This is a genomic window from Chromobacterium sp. Ag138, from assembly GCF_055181315.1.
The window spans coordinates 3,335,893-3,354,648 of sequence record NZ_JBUPWA010000001.1 but is presented as its reverse complement, the minus strand read 5'-3'; the positions used below and the strand labels follow the sequence as shown (position 1 = coordinate 3,354,648).

Annotated in this window: 17 protein-coding genes; 12 read left to right on the top strand and 5 right to left on the bottom strand. The window is 66.9% G+C overall.

The window, feature by feature from the left end; translation table 11 throughout:
* Window positions 1–13: 13 nt before the first annotated feature.
* The 4 genes from ACY3GB_RS15575 to bioB form a co-directional block, all read right to left on the bottom strand.
* Window positions 14–631: a class I SAM-dependent methyltransferase gene (locus ACY3GB_RS15575; RefSeq protein ID WP_463089551.1), complete on the bottom strand. Its 618-nt coding sequence runs from the start codon at window positions 629–631 to the stop codon at window positions 14–16.
* Entirely contained in the window at window positions 621–3,464 is a 2,844-nt protein-coding gene (locus tag ACY3GB_RS15570; RefSeq protein ID WP_463089550.1) for a bifunctional diguanylate cyclase/phosphodiesterase, read from the bottom strand. Before ACY3GB_RS15570 ends, ACY3GB_RS15575 begins: the two co-directional genes overlap by 11 nt.
* Before the next feature lie 115 nt (window positions 3,465–3,579).
* Window positions 3,580–4,731: an 8-amino-7-oxononanoate synthase gene (bioF, locus tag ACY3GB_RS15565; protein ID WP_463089549.1), complete on the bottom strand. Its 1,152-nt coding sequence runs from the start codon at window positions 4,729–4,731 to the stop codon at window positions 3,580–3,582.
* 112 nt (window positions 4,732–4,843) lie between these two features.
* Window positions 4,844–5,827, bottom strand: coding sequence for a biotin synthase BioB (gene bioB, locus ACY3GB_RS15560; RefSeq protein WP_463089548.1), 984 nt, complete (start codon window positions 5,825–5,827; stop codon window positions 4,844–4,846).
* A 98-nt stretch (window positions 5,828–5,925) separates the two neighbouring features.
* Between bioB and ACY3GB_RS15555 the strand changes: the two genes are divergently transcribed.
* The 3 genes from ACY3GB_RS15555 to ACY3GB_RS15545 all read left to right on the top strand — a co-directional run bounded on the left by ACY3GB_RS15555 (window position 5,926) and on the right by ACY3GB_RS15545 (window position 8,057).
* Complete coding sequence (locus ACY3GB_RS15555) at window positions 5,926–6,636, top strand: double zinc ribbon domain-containing protein (protein ID WP_463089547.1); 711 nt, start codon at window positions 5,926–5,928, stop codon at window positions 6,634–6,636.
* A gap of 40 nt (window positions 6,637–6,676) precedes the next feature.
* Window positions 6,677–7,141 carry a tRNA (uridine(34)/cytosine(34)/5-carboxymethylaminomethyluridine(34)-2'-O)-methyltransferase TrmL gene (trmL, locus tag ACY3GB_RS15550; protein ID WP_021475552.1) on the top strand — a complete coding sequence of 155 codons (465 nt, stop codon included), beginning with the start codon at window positions 6,677–6,679 and terminating at the stop codon, window positions 7,139–7,141.
* A gap of 103 nt (window positions 7,142–7,244) precedes the next feature.
* Complete coding sequence (locus ACY3GB_RS15545) at window positions 7,245–8,057, top strand: septal ring lytic transglycosylase RlpA family protein (protein ID WP_463089546.1); 813 nt, start codon at window positions 7,245–7,247, stop codon at window positions 8,055–8,057.
* A 204-nt stretch (window positions 8,058–8,261) separates the two neighbouring features.
* Here ACY3GB_RS15545 and yihA read toward each other — a convergent pair whose 3' ends face one another.
* On the bottom strand, window positions 8,262–8,882 hold the full coding sequence (gene yihA / locus ACY3GB_RS15540) for a ribosome biogenesis GTP-binding protein YihA/YsxC (RefSeq protein ID WP_463089545.1): 621 nt from the start codon (window positions 8,880–8,882) through the stop codon (window positions 8,262–8,264).
* Between the two features lie 92 nt (window positions 8,883–8,974).
* On the opposite strand from yihA, the gene ACY3GB_RS15535 reads away from it, so the two are divergent.
* The 9 genes from ACY3GB_RS15535 (at window position 8,975) to ACY3GB_RS15495 (ending at window position 18,724) form a co-directional block, all read left to right on the top strand.
* Complete coding sequence (locus tag ACY3GB_RS15535) at window positions 8,975–9,589, top strand: c-type cytochrome (protein ID WP_463089544.1); 615 nt, start codon at window positions 8,975–8,977, stop codon at window positions 9,587–9,589.
* A gap of 128 nt (window positions 9,590–9,717) precedes the next feature.
* Window positions 9,718–11,739 (top strand): cytochrome c biogenesis protein ResB, encoded by a 2,022-nt coding sequence (locus ACY3GB_RS15530; protein WP_463089543.1) that lies wholly within the window; start codon window positions 9,718–9,720, stop codon window positions 11,737–11,739.
* Window positions 11,739–12,884: a c-type cytochrome biogenesis protein CcsB gene (gene ccsB / locus ACY3GB_RS15525; protein WP_463090949.1), complete on the top strand. Its 1,146-nt coding sequence runs from the start codon at window positions 11,739–11,741 to the stop codon at window positions 12,882–12,884. The genes ACY3GB_RS15530 and ccsB overlap by 1 nt, the downstream gene beginning before the upstream one ends.
* 130 nt (window positions 12,885–13,014) lie before the next feature.
* Window positions 13,015–14,598: a TerC family protein gene (locus tag ACY3GB_RS15520; RefSeq protein ID WP_463089542.1), complete on the top strand. Its 1,584-nt coding sequence runs from the start codon at window positions 13,015–13,017 to the stop codon at window positions 14,596–14,598.
* Window positions 14,585–14,884 carry a GIY-YIG nuclease family protein gene (locus tag ACY3GB_RS15515; RefSeq protein ID WP_463089541.1) on the top strand — a complete coding sequence of 100 codons (300 nt, stop codon included), beginning with the start codon at window positions 14,585–14,587 and terminating at the stop codon, window positions 14,882–14,884. The genes ACY3GB_RS15520 and ACY3GB_RS15515 overlap by 14 nt, the downstream gene beginning before the upstream one ends.
* A gap of 112 nt (window positions 14,885–14,996) precedes the next feature.
* A complete protein-coding gene (gene osmF / locus ACY3GB_RS15510) occupies window positions 14,997–15,914 on the top strand; it encodes a glycine betaine ABC transporter substrate-binding protein OsmF (RefSeq protein ID WP_463089540.1) in 918 nt (305 codons plus the stop codon).
* Window positions 15,915–15,933: 19 nt separating this feature from the next.
* Complete coding sequence (locus ACY3GB_RS15505; RefSeq protein ID WP_463089539.1) at window positions 15,934–17,070, top strand: ABC transporter permease; 1,137 nt, start codon at window positions 15,934–15,936, stop codon at window positions 17,068–17,070.
* Entirely contained in the window at window positions 17,067–17,996 is a 930-nt protein-coding gene (locus tag ACY3GB_RS15500; protein ID WP_463089538.1) for an ABC transporter ATP-binding protein, read from the top strand. Before ACY3GB_RS15505 ends, ACY3GB_RS15500 begins: the two co-directional genes overlap by 4 nt.
* Window positions 17,993–18,724 (top strand): ABC transporter permease, encoded by a 732-nt coding sequence (locus ACY3GB_RS15495; RefSeq protein WP_463089537.1) that lies wholly within the window; start codon window positions 17,993–17,995, stop codon window positions 18,722–18,724. Before ACY3GB_RS15500 ends, ACY3GB_RS15495 begins: the two co-directional genes overlap by 4 nt.
* Window positions 18,725–18,756 lie beyond the last annotated feature (32 nt).

Below are 18,756 nucleotides of genomic sequence, written 5' to 3'. Positions count from 1 at the left end.
TTGGGCGAAAACGCTATTTTCGCAAGAGTACGATGCGAAGGAAACCTCCAAAACCGGCATCTTCGTCGTGAAAAGGTTGCAGTTTGGTAACCGAAACGATGTCGCCCAGCCGGCGATTGATGTCGGTGGCGACGGCGCGCGCCAGCAGATTGCCGGCGCGACGCCACAGCGGCGCCCGGCCGCCGTCGGCCAGAAACTTGTCGAACACCGCCACCCGGCCGCCGGGCTTCAACACCCGCTCCACCTCCAGCAGGCAGGCCCGCGGATCGGGAACCACCGCCAGCGTCAGATGCAGCGCCACCGCGTCGAAGCTCTCGTCGGGGAAGTCCAGCTTCTGTCCGTCCATCACCTTGGCGTCCACCTCCATGCCCAGCTTGGCCGCGCGCTCGCGCAGCCGCGCCAGCATCGCCGGCGCGATGTCGATCGCGGCGACGTGGCGGCAGCGCACCAGGAAGTCCAGATCCAGACCGGTGCCGGCGCCTACCAGCAGCACCCGCTCGTCCGGCTGCGGATTAAGCAGGCCGATCGAGCGGCGGCGATGGCGGGCGAAGCCCTGCGCCACCTTGTCGTACACCGGCGCGTACAGATCGTAGCGCCAGCGGTTGAAGCGGTTCGCGCACTCACGCCACACGGTCCGGCTCCCTGCCGAGGCCCGCCAGCTTGTCCCAGTCCAGCGCCCAGGCCGGCGCCGGCTTCGCGAAATAGAAGCCCTGCAGCATGCCGCAGCCCATTTCCTTCAGCATCGCCTGCTGGCTGGCGGTCTCCACCCCCTCGGCCACCACGTCCAGGTCCAGCGCGCGCGCCAGCGCCAGGATGGCGCGGACGATGGCCACCGACTCCTGCTTGCGGTCCAGGTCGAACACGAAGGACTGGTCTATCTTCAGCACGTCGAAGCGATAGCGGTGCAGATAGGACAGCGCCGAATAGCCGGTGCCGAAATCGTCCAGCGCCAGCCTGACGCCCAGGCCGTGCAGCGCCTGCATCGCGGTGGCGGCGGCCTCGGGCTGGTCGATCAGCGCGCTCTCGGTGATTTCCAGATGCAGCATCGCCGGCGGCAGCTGGTAATGGGCGATGCGCTCGCCTATCCAGCCGACCAGGTCCGGGTCGCGGAAATTGGCCGAGGACAGGTTGATGTGTAGCGCGCAGTCCTCGTCCACCCGCCCCTCGGCGCGCCAGGTCCGCAGCTGGGCGCAGGCGGCGTTGATCATGTAGCGGTCCAGCCGGGTGATCAGTCCGCTTTCCTCGGCCACCGGCAGGAACACGCCCGGTGACACCAGCCCGCGCTGCGGATGCTGCCAGCGCACAAGCGTCTCGAAACCGGCCAGCGCGCCGGTGGCGGCGGAGATGAAGGGCTGGTAGTAGGGCAGCAGCTGGCCCTCCTCCTCCAGCGCGCGCCGAAGCTCGGTCTCCAGCGCCAGCTGGTCGGCCTGGTCTATCCGCAGCTGGTGGCTGAACAAGGTGTAGCCCTGGCGGCCCTGCTGCTTGGTGCAGTACATCGCGTGGTCGGCGTCGCGCAGCAGGTCGTCGGCCTGGCGGTAGTGCGCGCGGTCGGCCAGCACCACGCCGACGCTGGCGGTGGAGAACACCTCGCGCCCGGCCAGGATCACCGGCCGCTCGAACTCGCTGACGATGCGGCGGGCGATGATCTCGCACTCGTCCACCGCGTCCATGCCGAACATCAGCACCGCGAACTCGTCGCCGCCCAGCCGCGCCAGGAAATCGTAATGGCGCAGGCAGGCGCGGATGCGCGCCCCCGCCTCGAACAGCAGGTGGTCGCCGGCCAGATGGCCCAGCGTGTCGTTGACCAGCTTGAAGCGGTCCAGGTCGATGAACACCACGGCGAAGCGGTCGCCGCCGTCGAGATAGGCGTCCCAGGCGCGACGCAGCGCCTTGGAAAAATAATTGCGGTTGGGCAGCTTGGTCAGCGGATCGTGCAGGCTGTCGAACTCCAGCTGGGCGTTGACCGCGTCCAGCTCGCTGGTGCGTTCGCGCACCCGCTGCTCCAGGTCGGCGTAGGCCTGCTGCAGGCTCTCCAGCGCGCGCACCCGCGCCAGCGCGGCGCCGATATGGTTGGCGACGAATTCCAGCACTTCCTGGTCCCGGTAGCCGTACACCACCTCGCCGTCGTAGCTCTGCACCGCCAGCACGCCCAGCAGTTCGTGGTCGCAATACAGCGGCACGCCCAGCCAGCTCTTGGGCGGCATCTCCCCCTCCTCCGCCGCCACGCCCGGCAAGCTGCCGTACGGATCCAGCAGCAGCGGCCGGCCGCTGTGCAGCACCTGCTCGATCAGGCCCTTGCCGGGCTTGCGCGCCCGCAGCGACGACGCGTATTCGTCGGCGCAATAAGGGAAGCTGATCAGGTCGCTGCCCATGTCGTACAGCGCCACCACGCAGTTGCGCGCCGCCACCATCTCCAGCAGCAGCCGGTGCAAGCCGCTGAGAAACGCTTCCAGCGACAGGCTGGTATTCGACAATTCGGCGATGCGGAACAACACGTTCTGGAATTTCTCCGCGCGCTTGCGGCTGGCCACCTCGGCGCGCAGCCGCGCGTTGGCGCCCTCCAGCTCGCTGGTGCGCAGCGCCACCTGCCGCTCCAGCCGGCCGTGGTACAGCGCGCGGTCCAGCGCGAACCCGACATGGCGGGCGGCGAACATGAACCACTGCTGTTCGGCCGATGTCGGCATCGGTTGGTCGTCGTAGACCTGCAGCACCACCGCGCCGATCAGCTCGTCGGCCGCATTGGCCAGCGGCGCGCCCATCCAGAAAGCCGGAAGCTGCGCCGGAGGCGCCAGCGCCTCCTGCCGGCACAATTCCTCGATGCGCTCCCCGGTCAGCACCATCGGCGCGCCGCCGCGCATCAGCCAGGCGGTCAAGGAAGCATCGGGGCCGGCCAGCGGAAAGATCCGCTCCGGATCCGGCGGCGATGGATCGCGCCGGTCGACGTAGAACGGGAAATGGAACGCGGAGCAGTCCTCGTCGTACAGCGCGATGCAGAAATTGTCGGCGTCCAGCAGACGCTGCATCAACCGGTGCAGCCGCGGCAGCATCCGTTCCAGCGCCGGACACTCGCCGGCCAGCAGGCTGATTTCCAGCATCGTCTCATTGGCGGCGCGCGCGGCCGCCTGCTCGACTCGCAACGCTTCGCACTGCAGATGGCCGGCCAGCAGCGCCGCCACGGCTTCCAGTTGCGCGGGCGGCTCGCCGCGCCACGCCAGCCATCCCAAGGATTGGCCGCCAGCGCGCAGCGCTTGCGCGCCCGCGCCTGCCGGCAGCGATTCTCCCGCGGACAAGGCCTCGCCGTCCGGCAGGCCGGCGGCATCGCCGAATGCTGCCAGCCGCCGCCACGCCGCCCCGTTCCGTCCCCATGCCGCCGCCGCGCTCAAACCGCCCAGGTCCTGCAATAACGACAAGGCGCGGGCCGCGGCCCGTTCCGGATCGTCCAGATATTCTGCCGTGCTCTTCATGTCGTTATCGTAGTACGGGACGCCGAGAAAGTCCGCAGCCAGACAAAAGCCCGGAGCAAATGCCCCGGGCTTGAACGTTTTCATGTGGCGCGGACGCCTTCCGCCCCGCCAGGCTTCAGTTTGCCGCCTGGCTCAGCATCAGATCCAGTAATGCGTCCAATTGGGAAAGCTCATGCCGGGCCGACAACGAGATCCGCAGCCGGGAGCCGTTTTCCGGCACGGTCGGCGGCCGCACCGCCGGCACCCAGTAGCCCTGCCGCCGCAACGCGTCGGCCAGCCGAACCGCCTTTTCATCCGAGCCGACCACGAAGGGCTGGATCGGCGTGGCGGACAGGCCGGCGTAAGGCGTGCCGTCCAGCCGCTGCCGGCAGCGGCCGATCAACTGCCCCAGCCGCTCGCGGCGCTCGCCGGCCTCGGCGATCAGCCGCAGGCTGACGCCCACCGCGGCCGCCAGCGCCGGAGGCTGGGCGGTGGTGAAGATATAGGTGCGGGCCTTGTTCACCAGCCAGTCGATCAACGGCCTGCCGCCGGCGACGAAGGCGCCGGCCAGACCGGCGGCCTTGCCCAGCGTCGCCATGTAGATCAGCCGCTCGCTGGAGAGATCGTGCGCGGCGACCGAACCGCGGCCGTCGCCCAGCACGCCGAAGCCGTGAGCGTCGTCGACATACAGCCAGGCGTCGTGACGCTCGGCCAGCGCCAGCAAGGCCGGCAGCGGCGCCTGGTCGCCGTCCATGCTGTACACGGCGTCCACCGCGATCAGCTTGGTCGCCGCGTCGCTGGCGGCCAGCAGTTGTTCCAGATGTTCGAGGTCGTTGTGGCGGAACCGCTGGAAATCGGCCCTCGACAACAGACAGCCGTCGTTCAGCGAGGCGTGGTTGAGCTTGTCGGCGAACACCGCGTCGCCGCGCCCCACCAGGCTGGTCAGCACCGCCAGATTGGCCGCGTAGCCGGAGCCGAACAGCAGCGCCGCCTCGCGGCCGACGAAGCCGGCCAGCTCCTCTTCCGCCTGCTGGTGGGCCCGCGTGTGGCCGGTCAGCAGATGGGAAGCGCCGCTGCCGGCGCCCCAGCGGTCGGCGCCTTGCTGCAGCGCGCGCACCAGCGAGGGATGATCGGCCAGGCCGAGATAATCGTTGCTGGCGAAAGACAGGTATTCCTCGCCATCGATGACAATGTCGACGCCTTGCGGCGACTCGAGCGTCGCCCGGTAACGGCGACGATGGCTGGCGTCCAGTTCCAGCAGGGCTGCGGACAGGTCTTGGAGGCGCATGGCGATTGCACTCTTTTACGTTGTTGACCAAACCGCGGCAGCTGCCCGCCCCGGTCGACACACTATATATATGTTCCCATTTAAGGCTACAGTACAGAATTGCTAATATTTTTTACAGCGCCTGCAAATCCAGCTTGGACATCAGCGCCTGGTCGGCCACCACGTCCGGATTGCCGGTGGTCAGCAACTTGTCGCCGTAGAAAATGGAGTTGGCGCCGGCCAGGAAACACAGCGCCTGGGTGGCTTCGTCCATTTCGCGGCGGCCGGCCGACAGCCTGACGTAGCTGGCCGGCATCGTGATCCGCGCCACCGCGATGGTGCGCACGAACTCGGTCCAGTCCAGCCGCTCGGCGTTCTGCAGCGGCGTGCCCACCACCTGCACCAGATTATTGACCGGCACCGACTCCGGCTGCGGATCCAGATTGGCCAGCTGGGCGATCAGACCGGCGCGGTCCGTCCGAGTTTCATTCATGCCGACGATGCCGCCGCAGCACACCGACAGCCCCGCCTTGCGCACCTTGCCCAAGGTGTCCAGCCTGTCCTCGTACTCCCGGGTCTGGATGATGTCGGCGTACTTGTCCGGCGCGGTGTCCAGATTGTGGTTGTAATAATCCAGGCCGGCGTCCTTCAACTGCTCGGCCTGGCCGTCGCGCAGCAGGCCGAAGGTGGCGCAGGTCTCCAGCCCCAGCGCCTTCACTTCGCGCACCATCTCCAGCGTTTTCTGCAGATCGGCGTCCTTGGGGCCGCGCCAGGCCGCGCCCATGCAGAAGCGGCCCGCGCCGTTGGCCTTGGCCTGGCGCGCCGCGTCCACCACTTCGTCCACCGTCATCATCGGCTGGTCGGCCACCGGCGTGTCGTGGTGCACCGATTGCGGGCAATAGCCGCAATCCTCCGGACAGCCGCCGGTCTTGATCGACACCAGCGTCGACAGCTGGACCTTGGTCGGATCGAAGAACTGACGATGGATTTCGGCGGCGCGGAACACCAGTTCCATGAAAGGCAGGCCCAACAGCGCCTCCACATCGTCTACGCTCCAATTAGATTTTTCCGGATGCGGGGTGGCCGGGCGCTTGAGTACCATCGTGGCTGAATGCATCGTATGCTCCAATAACTGTTTGTCATTCTCGCTGCGAGCCATGTAGCTCGTCATCCTGCCCCGATGGGCAGGCGACAAAATCTTGGAGGGTGGTCGACATGCTGTCAAATATTAGAAAGTTAATAATTGACAACTGCTCAATAATTAATCAGAAATGCGTGCTATGCGGGCAGCCGCATGCCCGCGAGGGTCTGTGCGGCGGCTGTCGGGCGATGCTGCCGCGGATGCCGGCGGAGCGCTGCCCGCGTTGCGCGGAGCCGACAGTCGGCGGCGCGCTGTGCGGACACTGCCAGCGCCAGCCGCCCGCCTTCGACGCGCTGCATGTGCCCTACCTGTTCGCGTATCCGCTGAACGGCCTGATCCACGCCTACAAGTATGGCAGGCGGCTGCAGCTGGCCGGCGCGCTCTCTGGATTGCTCACCGAATTCGCCCGCTGTCAAGGCCATAAATACGATTTAGTCATCCCGGTTCCGCTGGCGAGCGAACGACTGGCCGAAAGGGGCTTCAATCAGAGTTCCGAGCTTGCCAAAGCGTTCGCTGATACAATAAACAGCCGTTTTTCGGACAGTCTGTGTTGGCGAAAATGCAACACTTTGCCGCAAGCCTCGCTCGGCCGCGCCGAAAGACTGCGAAACGTTCGCCATGCATTCGACGTAAAACGCCGGTGCGACGGGCTTTCCATCGCGATCGTCGACGACGTCGCGACCAGCGGCGCAACCCTCTCAGCCTTGTCTAAAATGATCAAAAAACAAGGCGCGAAACGGGTCGACGCATGGGTGCTTGCCCGAGCATTTTCCCTAAAAACTTGACCAAGATTTTGATTCTTTGGAACAATCCAGCCTGCCAACGATGTTCACTGTTGTTCTATTTCAGCCGGAAATTCCGCCCAACACGGGCAATGTGATTCGTTTATGTGCCAACACCGGCTGTGAACTGCATCTGGTCAAACCCATGGGCTTCCCGCTTGAGGATGCCAAGTTGCGGCGCGCAGGGCTCGATTACCACGAGTATGCCCGCGTCGTCGTCCATGAAGATTGGGACGCTTGTCTGCGTGCGCTTCAGGGACGGCGGATTTTCGCCGCGACGACCAAGGGCGCTACGCGCCATGACCGGATTTCCTACCAACCCGGGGACGTTTTTCTGTTCGGTCCCGAATCCCGCGGCTTGCCGCAAGATGTGCTGGCTGCCCTGCCGGCGCAGCAAAGGATTCGATTGCCGATGCGTCCCGAGTCGAGAAGCCTCAACCTCTCCAATGCCGTCGCTGTGACGGTGTTCGAGGCTTGGCGCCAGCTCGGTTTCGAAGGGGGGGTATAGCGGTTCGCAAAGTTGGCCCAACAGCATAGGGAGGTTTATGCAACCTGTTCTCCGATGGCTGTGGCTTCTATTTGTCAGTCTCGTGCTTGTGGCCTGTTCCACTGTGAAGACGGCCAGTGCCACAAACCAGTCGGCTTCGCCGACTAACAAGAAGTCCGTTGCCAAAAACGGAGCTTATTTCCAGAACGACGGTCCGGCCGATCATATCCCGGTCAACCTGAGCCTGGTTCCCGACGCCGTTCCGCAGGACGAGCCGCTTATCAAGTCGGCCAACCTGCCTTACTCGGCGCTGGGCATGAGCTTCCGTCCCGATGTGCGTGAAAAGCCGTATCACGCCGTCGGCCGTGCCTCCTGGTACGGCAAGCAGTTCCACGGCCGCAAGACGTCCTCTGGCGAACGCTACGACATGTTCGCGATGACTGCGGCCCATCCGACCCTGCCGATCCCGAGCTATGCCCGGGTGACCAATCTGACCAACGGCAAGTCGGTGGTGGTGCGCGTGAACGACCGCGGTCCGTTCCACAAAAAGCGCCTGATGGATCTGTCGTACGCCGCCGCCTACAAGCTGGGCTTCATCCAGCAGGGCAGCGCCAAGATCGCGATCGATCGCGTCTGGCCGGCGGAAGACAGCACCTACTCCGCCTCCGCGCAGCCGGTGACCCAACCCGTGGGCCGGGAGCTCAGGGCGGGCGACAATCCGAAGTATCTGCAGCTTGGCTCGTTCAACACGCTGGCCAACGCCGAGGCGCTGCTGCAGAAGACGCTGAACGGGCTGGACGACAAGTACGACTCCAAGCTCGGCATCGTCAACCAGCAGGGCGCATACAAGGTGCGCCTGGGACCGTTCTCGTCGGACGAGGCGGTGCGCAACGCAGCGGAAAACCTGCACGTGGAGACCGTCATCACCAGCTTGTGATGGTCCGTGCTTGAATCGTATGGCAACAGGGCAAAAGGCGAAGGATGCATCCTTCGCCTTTTTTCATGCCCGTCTGCCGCCCAACCCAATAAAAAGCCCCGGCCGAGAAGCCGGGGCAAAGCCTGGATAGCAACGATTCAGGCCCCGCTCAGGGAGCCAAGCGGGAGGTGCGGAGCACCTGCAGGATTAGGCGGCGCCTGCCGTTCAAAGTTCCGCCATGCCGTCGTCCTGCGGCGGCAGCGCGTCAAACCATCCCTTGACCACCTGCTCCACCTCGTCGACGCCGGTCTTCTTCAAGCTGGAGAACATCTGCACGCTGACCGACGGATAGTCGGCCAGTTCGCGCTTCACCTCGGCCAGCACCTTGTTCTGCTCCTGGCGCGACATCTTGTCGGCCTTGGACAGCAGGATGTGCACCGGGCGGCCGGCGACGCGGAAAAATTCCAGCATTCTGCGATCCAGCTCTTTCAACGGGTGGCGGGCGTCCATAATCAACAGAAGGCCGATCAGGCTCTGCCGGGTCTGCAGGTAGCGGCCCAGCAGCTCCACCCAGTGGGCGCGCACCGCTTCCGGCACTTCGGCGTAGCCGTAGCCCGGCAGGTCCACCAGGAAGCACTCGTCGCCCAGCTCGAAGAAGTTGATGTGCTGGGTCCGGCCCGGCGTCTTGGACACGTAGGCCAGCCGGGTGCGGTTGGCCAGCGTGTTGATGGCGCTGGACTTGCCGGCGTTGGATCGGCCGACGAAGGCCACCTCGGCGCGGGTGGCCGGCAGGTCCTTCATGTGGTTGACGGTGGTATAAAACCGGGCGTTCTGAAAAATCGACATGGTAGTAAGGTTGAAATCAATTGGTATAGAATAACAGGTTTGGAATTGCTACTTTTACAGATATTTTAGGGGCTCACCCTAAAGGAGCGACCATGAGACGTAAAATGCTGTTGGCGATGGCATCCCTCACCCTGGCCGGCAACGTGCTGGCAGCCTCCCCGGCGGCCAAGGGTGACCCGGCGAAAGGCAAGCAGATCGTGGACACCGTGTGCGCCGCCTGCCATGGCGTCGACGGCAACAGCGTCGCAGCGGCCAATCCGACCATCGCGGGCCAAAGCCAGCAATATCTGTATAGCCAGCTCAAGGCCTTCAAGACCGGCGAACGCAAAAACCCGACCATGCTGGGCATGACCGCCGGCCTCTCCGACGACGACATGCACAACCTGGCCGCCTACTTCAGCCAGCAAAAGCCCAAGGAGCGCGAAGCGGCCGACAAGGCGCTGCTGCCGCTGGGCGCCAAGATCTACCGCGTTGGCAATCCCGCCAGCCACGTGCCGGCCTGTATGGCCTGCCACGGCCCGGCCGGCAAGGGCCTGCCCGAACAGTTCCCGCGCCTGGGCAGCCAGCACGCCGGCTACATCGCCAAGCAACTGGCCGATTTCAAGGCCGGCGCCGACCGCAAGAACCTGATGATGACCGATATCGCCGGCCGGATGACCGATACCGAGATGAAGGCGGTGGCCGAGTACATTTCCGGCCTGCGCTGAGCCGTGCCCCCACCCGCCGGAGCCCGACACCCCGCGCGGCGACAGCCGCGCGGGCGGGCGCAACTTTGCCGCTCCGGCCCGTTCAAAAGGGAAGCCCCGAACGGGCTTCCTTTTTCACGTCCATAACAATGAAAACCACACACCGTCGCCAAACCCTGCCCCGCGCGCTGTACGAGCTGTTCAGCTCGATGCGCTTCGCCATCGGGCTGCTTACCGTGCTCGGCATCGCCTCCATCATAGGCACCGTGCTCAAGCAAAACGAGCCCTATCCCAACTACGCCTTCGAATTCGGCCAGTTCTGGTTCCAGGCTTTCGAGCTGCTCGGCTTGTATGACGTCTACCATTCGGCCTGGTTCCTGATCATCCTCGCCTTCCTGGTGCTGTCCACCACGCTGTGCATCGTGCGCAACGGCCCGGGCTTCATCAAGCAGATGCGCGGCTACCGCGAGAAGGCCGGCGACAACTCGCTGGCGGCGATGCCGCACAGCCAGGCGCTGGAGGCCGAGGACGTCGATCTGCCGCGCCTGCTGGGCTATCTGCGCGGCCAGGGCTTCCGCTGGCGCGAAGCCGAGCGCGACGGCGGCGTGAAGCTGATCGCCGCCAAGAAGGGCGCCGCCGGCAAGCTCGGCTATTTCCTCGCCCACATCGCGCTGATCGTGATCTGCGTCGGCGGCCTGCTGGACGGCAACCTGCCGCTGAAGCTGGCGGAAGTGGCCGGCCGCATCGTGCCGGAAACCCGCGACCTCCCGCAAAGCCAGATTCCGGAGCAGAGCCGGCTGGGACCGTCCAACCTGTCCTTCCGCGGCAACGTCACCATCGCCGAAGGCAAGAGCGCCGACGTCACCTTCCTCAATTCCGGCAACGGCTATCTGGTGCAGGAGCTGCCCTTCATCGTCTCGCTGAAGAAATTCCACGTCGCCTACTACAGCAACGGCATGCCCAAGCTGTTCGCCAGCGACATCGTGGTCACCGACAAGAAAAGCGGCAAGACCACCGAGGCCACGGTGCAGGTCAACCACCCGCTGATCGTCGACGGCGTCGCCATCTACCAGTCCAGCTTCGGCGACGGCGGCTCGCCGCTGAAGCTCAAGGCCTGGAACCTGGCCGCGCCGGACGGCGCGCCGGCGGCGCTCACCGGCGTGTCGATGAACAGCCAGCCGCTGCGCGCCAACGGCAAGGACTACGCGCTGGAATTCGGCGAGCTCAGGGTGTTCAACATCGAAAACGTCGCCAAGCCGGGCGAGACCGATCCCACCCTCACCCAGCGCATGCACGACGCGCGCGAGGTGAAGCTGCACAAGGATCTGAAGAACTACGGCCCGTCGATCACCTTCAAGGTGCGTGACAGCCAGGGCCAGGCGGTGGAATACGTCCATTACATGGCGCCGATCGCGCAGGACGGCGCCAGCTACCTGATGGCCGGCATGCGCAAGACGCCGGCTGACCCCTTCCAGTACCTGCGCCTGCCGCTGGACGACGACATGCAGGTCGACCGCTTCATGCGCCTGTACGCCGCGCTGCGCAACCCGGCACTGTACGGCGAGATCGCCGCGCGCGCCACCCGCAAGGCGCAGCAGGGCGGCGTGATCGACGACAAGCTGGCCAAGCAGTTCGGCGACAGCGTCAAGGGCGTGCTGGAGCGCTTCGCCTCGGGCGGTTTCTCCGCGCTGGAGCAGTTCCTCGACGAGCGGGTGCCGGCCGACAAGCGCCAGGCGGTGGCGCAGACCTATATCAAGATCCTGCAGGGCGCGGTGGTGGACGTGATGGCGGTGGCCGACGAAAAAGCCGGCGCCAAGCCGCTGGCCGCCGACGCCGCCCATTACCGTTTCCTGCTGGACGGCCTGGTGGCCGCCAGCGCGCTGCAGGACTACGGCTCGCCGGTGTTCCTGCAGCTGGAAGGCTTCGACCAGGTGCAGTCGTCCGGCCTGCAGCTGACCCGCTCGCCGGGCAAGACGCTGGTCTATCTGGGATCGGTCTTGCTGGTGCTGGGCATCGTGCTAATGTTCTATGTGCGAGAACTGCGCCTGTGGATACGCATAGATGGCCGCAAACTGCGGGTGGCGATGACCTCCAACCGCCACAACCGCGATCTGGATACCGACTTCCAGCGTCATCTCGACGCGATCAAACAGCTGACACGGGGAATATGATGGAACTGGCAACAACGAGATTCGACCGCCTGCCGCTGTGGCGCCGGCTGAACCGCCGGGACTGGGCGTACGCGCTGCTGATCGCCGTCGCCGCCGGCTACGCCTTCTCCCTCTATCATCACGCGATGGACGGCTACGAGCAGGCCATCCTGGCCGGATCGGCGCTGGGCCTGGTGGCGCTGGGCTGGTTCTGGCCGGCCTGGCGCTGGTTCTTCCCGCTGGCGGGCGCGCTGGCGCTGCTGGGCATCCAGCTGTACCAGCACGACCTGGCCCGCGGCCAGAGCGCGTTCTGGCTCAAGTACGCGCTGTCCAGCCAATCGGCGATCATGTGGATGTGCTCGCTGTTCTTCCTGGCCACCGCCGTGTACTGGATAGGCCTGGCCCGCCGCTCGGCGCAACTGGCGCGGATGGGCGCCGGCCTGACCTGGGCCGCCTCGGCGATGGGGCTGGCCGGCCTATTCGTGCGCTGGTACGAGAGCTATCTGATCGCGCCCGACGTCGGCCATATCCCGGTGTCCAATCTGTACGAAGTGTTCGTGCTGTTCACGCTGATCACCGCGCTGATGTATCTGTACTACCAGGCCAAGTTCGCCGCCGCCCAATCCGGCGCGCTGGTGCTGCCGGTGATCAGCGCCGCGGTCGGCTTCATCCTGTGGTACAGCTTCGACCGCCAGGCGCACGGCATCCAGCCGCTGATCCCGGCGCTGCAATCGTGGTGGATGAAAATCCACGTGCCGGCCAACTTCGTCGGCTACGGCGCCTTCTCGCTGGCCGCGATGCTGGGCATCGGCCAGCTGCTGGCGCAGAAGGGCTGGCTGAAAGACCGCCTGCCGGCGGCCGAGGTGCTGGACGAAATGATGTACCAGGCCATCTCCGTCGGCTTCCTGTTCTTCACCATCGCCACCATTCTGGGCGCGATGTGGGCGGCCGACGCCTGGGGCGGCTACTGGAGCTGGGACCCGAAGGAAACCTGGGCGCTGATCGTGTGGCTGAACTACGCCGCCTGGCTGCACATCCGGCTGGTGAAAGGCTGGCGCGGCGCGCCGCTGGCCTGGTGGGCGGTGATCGGCCTGGCCGTCACCAGCTTCGCCTTCCTCGGCGTCAACATGTTCCTGTCCGGCCTGCATTCCTACGGCGGCCTGTAAGCCCGGCGGCCTATCCAAAGCCCGGCGCCTGCCGGGCTTTTCGCATTTTCCCTGTCCGGAACGCTGGCATTTGGTATCCTTGTAGCGTTTTTATCGCTTTTTTATCGCACAAGGAACGCGTTACACCATCATGGACTTTTCATGGCTGTCCGACCCCGCCGCCTGGCTGGGCCTTTTTACGCTGATCGTCCTCGAGATCGTACTCGGCATAGACAACCTGATCTTCGTGGCCATCCTGGCCGACAAACTCCCTCCGGAACAACGCGACCGCGCCCGCATCGTCGGCCTGTCGCTGGCCCTGGTCATGCGCCTGATCCTGCTGGCCAGCATCTCCTGGCTGGTCACGCTGACCACGCCGCTGTTCTCGGTCATGGGGGTCGGCTTCGCCGGCCGCGACCTGATCATGCTGGGCGGCGGCGTGTTTCTGCTGTTCAAGGCCACCACCGAGCTGCATGAGCGGCTGGAAGGCGTCGACCATGTCAAGAGCGGCGGCCAGCGCGCCTACGCCGCCTTCGCCACCGTGGTGGCGCAGATCCTGGTGCTGGACGCGGTGTTCTCGATCGACTCGGTGATCACCGCCATCGGCATGTCCGAACACCTGCCGGTGATGATGCTGGCCGTGATCATCGCCATGATCCTGATGATCGCCGCCAGCAAGCCGCTGACCGCCTTCGTCAACGCCCATCCGACCGTGGTGATGCTGTGCCTGGGCTTCCTGCTGATGATCGGCTTCAGCCTGATCGCCGACGGCTTCGGCTTCCATATTCCCAAGGGCTATCTATACGCGGCGATCGGCTTCTCGGTCTTGATCGAGGCCTTCAACCAGGTGTCGCAGGCCAACCGCATCCGCTACCTGAACCGCTCGCAGAGCTTCCGTGAGCGCACCGCCAACGCGGTGCTGAGCCTGATGGGCAGCCGCCTGACCGCCGCCAGCGCCGACGAGGCCAAGCCCGAAGCCGGCCCGCTGCCGGTGGAAGACACCGCTTTCGGCCACAACGAGCGCGCGATGATACACAGCGTGCTGACCCTGGCCGAGCGGCCGATCCGCGTGATCGCCACCCCGCGCGCCGACATCCACCGCCTGGACCTGAGCCAGCCGGAAGCGGCCCAGCGCCAGGCGCTGCGCGACAGCCCCTACTCCCGCCTGGTGGTGATCCGCGACGGCAGCATAGACGAGCCGCTGGGCATCGTCGCCCGCAAGGACCTGCTGGCCCAGTTGCTGGACGGCCGCGCGCTCGACATCGACGCCGCGCTGCGCCAGCCGCTGGTGCTGCCGGAAACCGTCACCGTGCTCAAGGCGCTGGAAAGCTTCCGCCAGAACGCCGCCGACATGGCCTTCGTGGTCAACGAGTTCGGCAGCCTGGAAGGCATCGTCACCCAGAAAGACCTGATGGAGGCGATCGCCGGCGAATTCCCGGAAGAGCACGAGCGCCACGAGCGCCCGGCCATCGCGGTGAACGGCGACGGCAGCTACGACGTCGAAGGCAGCCTGGAGCTCGTCACGCTGGAGCAATACCTGACGCTGGGCGACTTCGAGGACGAAGACTTCCACACCGTGGCCGGCCTGCTGATGGACTGCCTGGAGCGCATTCCGCGCGAAGGCGACGAAGTCACCGTCGGCGAATGGAAGCTGCGCGTCACCGCGCAGAAGGGCAACCGCACCGAGCGGGTGCTGATCAGCCCGCTGGCCAACGGCTTCGATGCCGCCATCTGAGCATGAGCCGGGGCCGTCCAGGCCCTGGTTTCTCTACGTGCTGCGCTGCGCCGACGGCGCGCTGTACACCGGCGTCAGCACCGACGTGGCGCGCCGCTACCGCCACCACCTAGCCGGCAAGGGCGCGCGCTACACCCGCCTCAACCCGCCCGTCGCCGTCGAACTGGTGATCGAATACCCCGGCCGCTCCGCCGCGCTGCAAGCCGAGCACGCGTTCAAGCGGCTCACCGCCGCGGCCAAGCGGAACTTCCTCCGCGACCACGCCGACTCCGCCCCGACAGGCTGACGCGTCTTTTCCCCTCCCGGCGCTGGCCGCCGCCGCGCGATGGACGGTATAGTGAACACCATCGTCATCATGCTCGGCTGCGAGCGCGGCCGGTCCATCACGGGGAAAATCCATGTCAAACCGCCTGTCCCGCCTCGCCGCGCTGCTGGCCGGCATCCTGCTGGCCTCCGCCGCCGGCGCGGCCGACGCCGTCCGCGTCGGCTCCAAGATAGACACCGAGGGCGCGCTGCTGGGCAACATCATCCAGCAAGTGCTGCAGGCCCACGGCGTGAAGACCGAGGGCCGGCTGTCGCTGGGCAACACCAAGGTGGTGCGCACCGCCATCGCCGCCGGCGAAATCGACATCTATCCCGAGTACACCGGCAACGGCGCCTTCTTCTTCTCCGACGAAAAGAACCCGGCGTGGAAATCCGCCGCCGCCGGCTACCAGCGCGTCAAGCAGCTGGATTACGACAAGAACCGCATCGTCTGGCTGGCCCCCGCGCCGGCCAACAACACCTGGACCATCGCCGTGCGCCGCGACGTGGCCACCGCCAACGGCCTGCGCACGCTGGCCGACCTGGGCGCCTGGCTGGGCCGCGGCGGCCGCTTCAAGCTGGCCGCCTCGGCCGAATTCATCGAACGTCCGGACGCGCTGCCCGCCTTCCAGAACGCCTACGGCTTCAAGCTGCGTCAGGATCAGTTGCTGGCGCTGGCCGGCGGCGACACCTCGGCCACCATCAAGGCCGCGGCCGAGCAGACCTCCGGCGTCAACGCGGCGATGGCCTACGGCACCGACGGCCCGGTGGCCGCGCTGGGCCTGGTCGCGCTGGCCGATCCCAAGGGCGTGCAGCCGGTGTACGCGCCGACGCCCATCATCCGCGCCGACGCGCTGGCCCGCCACCCCGAGATCGCCGCCTGGCTCAAGCCGGTGTTCCAGTCGCTGGACGAAGCGACCTTGCAGAAACTCAACGCCAGCATCGCGCTGGAAGGCCGCAACGCGCGCCAGGTGGCCGCCAGCTACCTGACGCGCAAGGGCTTCATCCAGTGACCATCGGGCCGTTCGCCTGATGCGGCTGCGCAACCGAGTGCAGCTGGCGCTGGCGCTGCTGCTGCTGGCCGGCCTTTGCAGCCCGCTGCTCAGCCACGCGCCCAACCGCCTGCTCGCCGGCCAGAGCCTGCGCCTGCCCGCGCTGACCGGCGCTTTCTGGCTGATCGTTCCGGCGCTGCCTTTGCTGTTGTCGCCGTGGCGGCGTCCGTCGCGCCGGCTGCACGGCCTGCTGGCCTTGTGCGCCATCCTGCTGGCCAACGGGCTGTTGTTGCTGGCTGGCGGCGAGGCCGCGCGTCTGGGCGGCGGCCCCGACTCGCTGGCCCGCACCGCCTTCGGCGCCGGCTTCTGGCTGCTGCAGCTGGCCGCCGGCCTGCAACTGGCCGAATCGCTGCGCGGCCTGGCCCCGCCTCCTCCCATCCGCGCGCTGGCGATCTGCGCCGCCTGCCTACCGGCCTTGGCGCTGCTGGCCTCCGGCCGGCTGGACGCGCTGGCGCTGCTGCGCGAATACCATAACGATCCCGATGCGTTCAGCCAGGCGCTGCTGCGCCATCTGCAGCTGGTGGGACTGTCGGTGCTGCCGGCCGCGCTGCTGGGCGCGGCGCTGGGCGTGGCGGCCTTCCGCCGGCCGCGCGCCGAGGCCTGGCTGTTCCCGATCTTGAATACCTTGCAGACCATCCCCTCGCTGGCCTTGTTCGCGCTGCTGATCGCGCCGCTGGCCTGGCTGGGACGGCTATGGCCGCAATCGGGCATCGCCGGCGTCGGCCTGGCGCCGGCCGTGACCGCGCTGGCGCTGTATTCGCTGCTGCCGATGACCCACGGCACGCTGGCCGCGCTGCGCCAGGTGCCGGCCGCCGCCCGCGACAGCGCGCGCGGCATCGGCATGTCGCCGTGGCAGATATTCCGCCGGGTGGAGCTGCCGCTGGCGCTGCCGGTCTTCATCGCCGGCCTGCGCGTCACCACGGTGCAGGCGGTCGGACTGGCCGCGGTGGCGGCGCTGATCGGCGCCGGCGGCTTCGGCGCCATCCTGTTCCAGGGCCTGTCGGCCAGCGCGCCCGATCAGGTGCTGCTGGGCGTGCTGCCCATCGTGCTGCTCACCCTGTGCTGCGACGCCGTCTTCAAACTGCTGGCCTCCCGGCTGGAGCCCGTGCCCCGATGATTGAAATCGCCAACGTCAACAAAGCCTTCCACGGCGCGCCCGCGGTGACCGACCTGTCGCTGACCGTCGCCGACGGCGAATTCGCGGTGCTGGTGGGCACTTCCGGCTCCGGCAAATCCACCATGCTGAAAATGCTGAACCGGCTGCTGGAGCCGGACAGCGGCGAGATCCGCATCGCCGGCCGCGACATCCGCGCCCAGCCGCCGGAACGGCTGCGCCGCCATATCGGCTACGCCATCCAGTCCGTCGGCCTGTTCCCGCACTGGACCGTCGAGCAGAACATCGCCGCGGTGCCGCAGCTGCTGAAATGGCCGCGCCAGCGGATACAGGCCCGGGTGGACGAGCTGCTGGCGCTGCTCAGGCTGCCCGCCGACTTCCGCCGCCGCTACCCGCACCAGTTGTCAGGCGGCCAGCAGCAGCGCGTCGGCGTGGCTCGGGCGCTGGCGGCCGATCCCGATCTGCTGCTGATGGATGAGCCCTTCGGCGCGCTGGATCCGGTGACCCGCGCCAGCCTGCAGCAGGAACTGGCGCGCATCCACCGCCTGTCCGGCAAGACCATCATCCTGGTCACCCACGACATCGACGAAGCGCTGCTGCTCGGCCAGCGCATCGCGGTGATGGACCAGGGCCGCATCCAGCAGCAGGGCAGCCCGCGCGACATCCTGCTCCATCCGGCCAACGGCTTCGTCCGCGATTTCTTCCAGCCTGACGAAGCCGGCGTGCGGCTGCTGGGGCTGCTGCGCGTGGCCGAACGGCTGCGCCCGGGCGAACGCGCGACAGGCGCCGCCCTGCGCGCCGACGCCACGCTGCGCGAGGCGCTGTCCGCCTTCATCGTGCAAGGCGCGGCGGCGCTGCCGGTGATCGACGCCGCGGGAGCGGACGTGGGCGCGCTGCGTTTCGAAGACCTGCTGGGCGCGTCGGCATGAGGCGGCGCGCGGGGCTGATCGCCGGCTCGCTGGCCCTGGCCGCGCTGCTGCTGGGCCTGCCGCGCAGCGCGTCATTGTTTAACTACTGGTTTCCCGAACTGGACCGTCCGCTGTATCTGCAGGACAGCTTCGGCGAGCTGCTGCTGTCCCACCTGGCCATCGTCGCCTTGTCCGGCGGCGCGGCGACCCTGCTGGGGATAAGCGCCGCAGTATGGACCAGCCGGCCGGCCGGGCGCGATTTCCGCCCGCTGCTGGAAACGCTGCTGTCCATCGCCCAATCGTTTCCACCGGTGGCGGTGCTGGCGCTGACGGTGCCGCTAATCGGCTTCGGCGCCGCGCCGGCGCTAATCGCGCTGGCGCTGTACAGCCTGCTGCCGATCACCCACGCCGCGCTGGCCGGCCTGGCCTCGGTGCCGGAGGACGCGCGCGAAACCGCCCGCGGCATCGGCATGAGCGCGCGGCAGACACTGTGGCGGGTGGAGCTGCCCCTCGCCGCGCCGGTGATCGTGGCCGGCGTGCGCACCGCGATGGTGATCAATATCGGCACCGCCGCGCTGGCCTCCACCGTGGGCGCGCGCACGCTGGGCCTGCCCATCATCGTCGGCCTGTCCGGCTTCAACACCGCCTACGTGATCCAGGGCGCGCTGCCGGTGGCGCTGCTGGCCATCGTCGTCGATCAGGCGTTTCAGTGGCTGGGGGAATGGCTGACGCCGCAGCATCATGCGTGAGCTGCGCTTCCTGACCGCGCTGCGCTGTGGAT

What these genes read in the sequence shown, in the direction of transcription:
- ACY3GB_RS15570 (WP_463089550.1), bottom strand. Translation starts at nt 3,464, where the DNA reads ATGAAGAGCACGGCAGAATATCTGGACGATCCGGAACGGGCCGCGGCC.
- bioF (WP_463089549.1), bottom strand. Translation starts at nt 4,731, where the DNA reads ATGCGCCTCCAAGACCTGTCCGCAGCCCTGCTGGAACTGGACGCCAGC.
- bioB (WP_463089548.1), bottom strand. Translation starts at nt 5,827, where the DNA reads ATGCATTCAGCCACGATGGTACTCAAGCGCCCGGCCACCCCGCATCCG.
- ACY3GB_RS15555 (WP_463089547.1), top strand. Translation starts at nt 5,926, where the DNA reads ATGCTGTCAAATATTAGAAAGTTAATAATTGACAACTGCTCAATAATT.
- trmL (WP_021475552.1), top strand. Translation starts at nt 6,677, where the DNA reads ATGTTCACTGTTGTTCTATTTCAGCCGGAAATTCCGCCCAACACGGGC.
- yihA (WP_463089545.1), bottom strand. Translation starts at nt 8,882, where the DNA reads ATGTCGATTTTTCAGAACGCCCGGTTTTATACCACCGTCAACCACATG.
- ACY3GB_RS15535 (WP_463089544.1), top strand. Translation starts at nt 8,975, where the DNA reads ATGAGACGTAAAATGCTGTTGGCGATGGCATCCCTCACCCTGGCCGGC.
- ACY3GB_RS15530 (WP_463089543.1), top strand. Translation starts at nt 9,718, where the DNA reads ATGAAAACCACACACCGTCGCCAAACCCTGCCCCGCGCGCTGTACGAG.
- ccsB (WP_463090949.1), top strand. Translation starts at nt 11,739, where the DNA reads ATGGAACTGGCAACAACGAGATTCGACCGCCTGCCGCTGTGGCGCCGG.
- ACY3GB_RS15520 (WP_463089542.1), top strand. Translation starts at nt 13,015, where the DNA reads ATGGACTTTTCATGGCTGTCCGACCCCGCCGCCTGGCTGGGCCTTTTT.
- ACY3GB_RS15515 (WP_463089541.1), top strand. Translation starts at nt 14,585, where the DNA reads ATGCCGCCATCTGAGCATGAGCCGGGGCCGTCCAGGCCCTGGTTTCTC.
- osmF (WP_463089540.1), top strand. Translation starts at nt 14,997, where the DNA reads ATGTCAAACCGCCTGTCCCGCCTCGCCGCGCTGCTGGCCGGCATCCTG.
- ACY3GB_RS15505 (WP_463089539.1), top strand. Translation starts at nt 15,934, where the DNA reads ATGCGGCTGCGCAACCGAGTGCAGCTGGCGCTGGCGCTGCTGCTGCTG.
- ACY3GB_RS15500 (WP_463089538.1), top strand. Translation starts at nt 17,067, where the DNA reads ATGATTGAAATCGCCAACGTCAACAAAGCCTTCCACGGCGCGCCCGCG.
- ACY3GB_RS15495 (WP_463089537.1), top strand. Translation starts at nt 17,993, where the DNA reads ATGAGGCGGCGCGCGGGGCTGATCGCCGGCTCGCTGGCCCTGGCCGCG.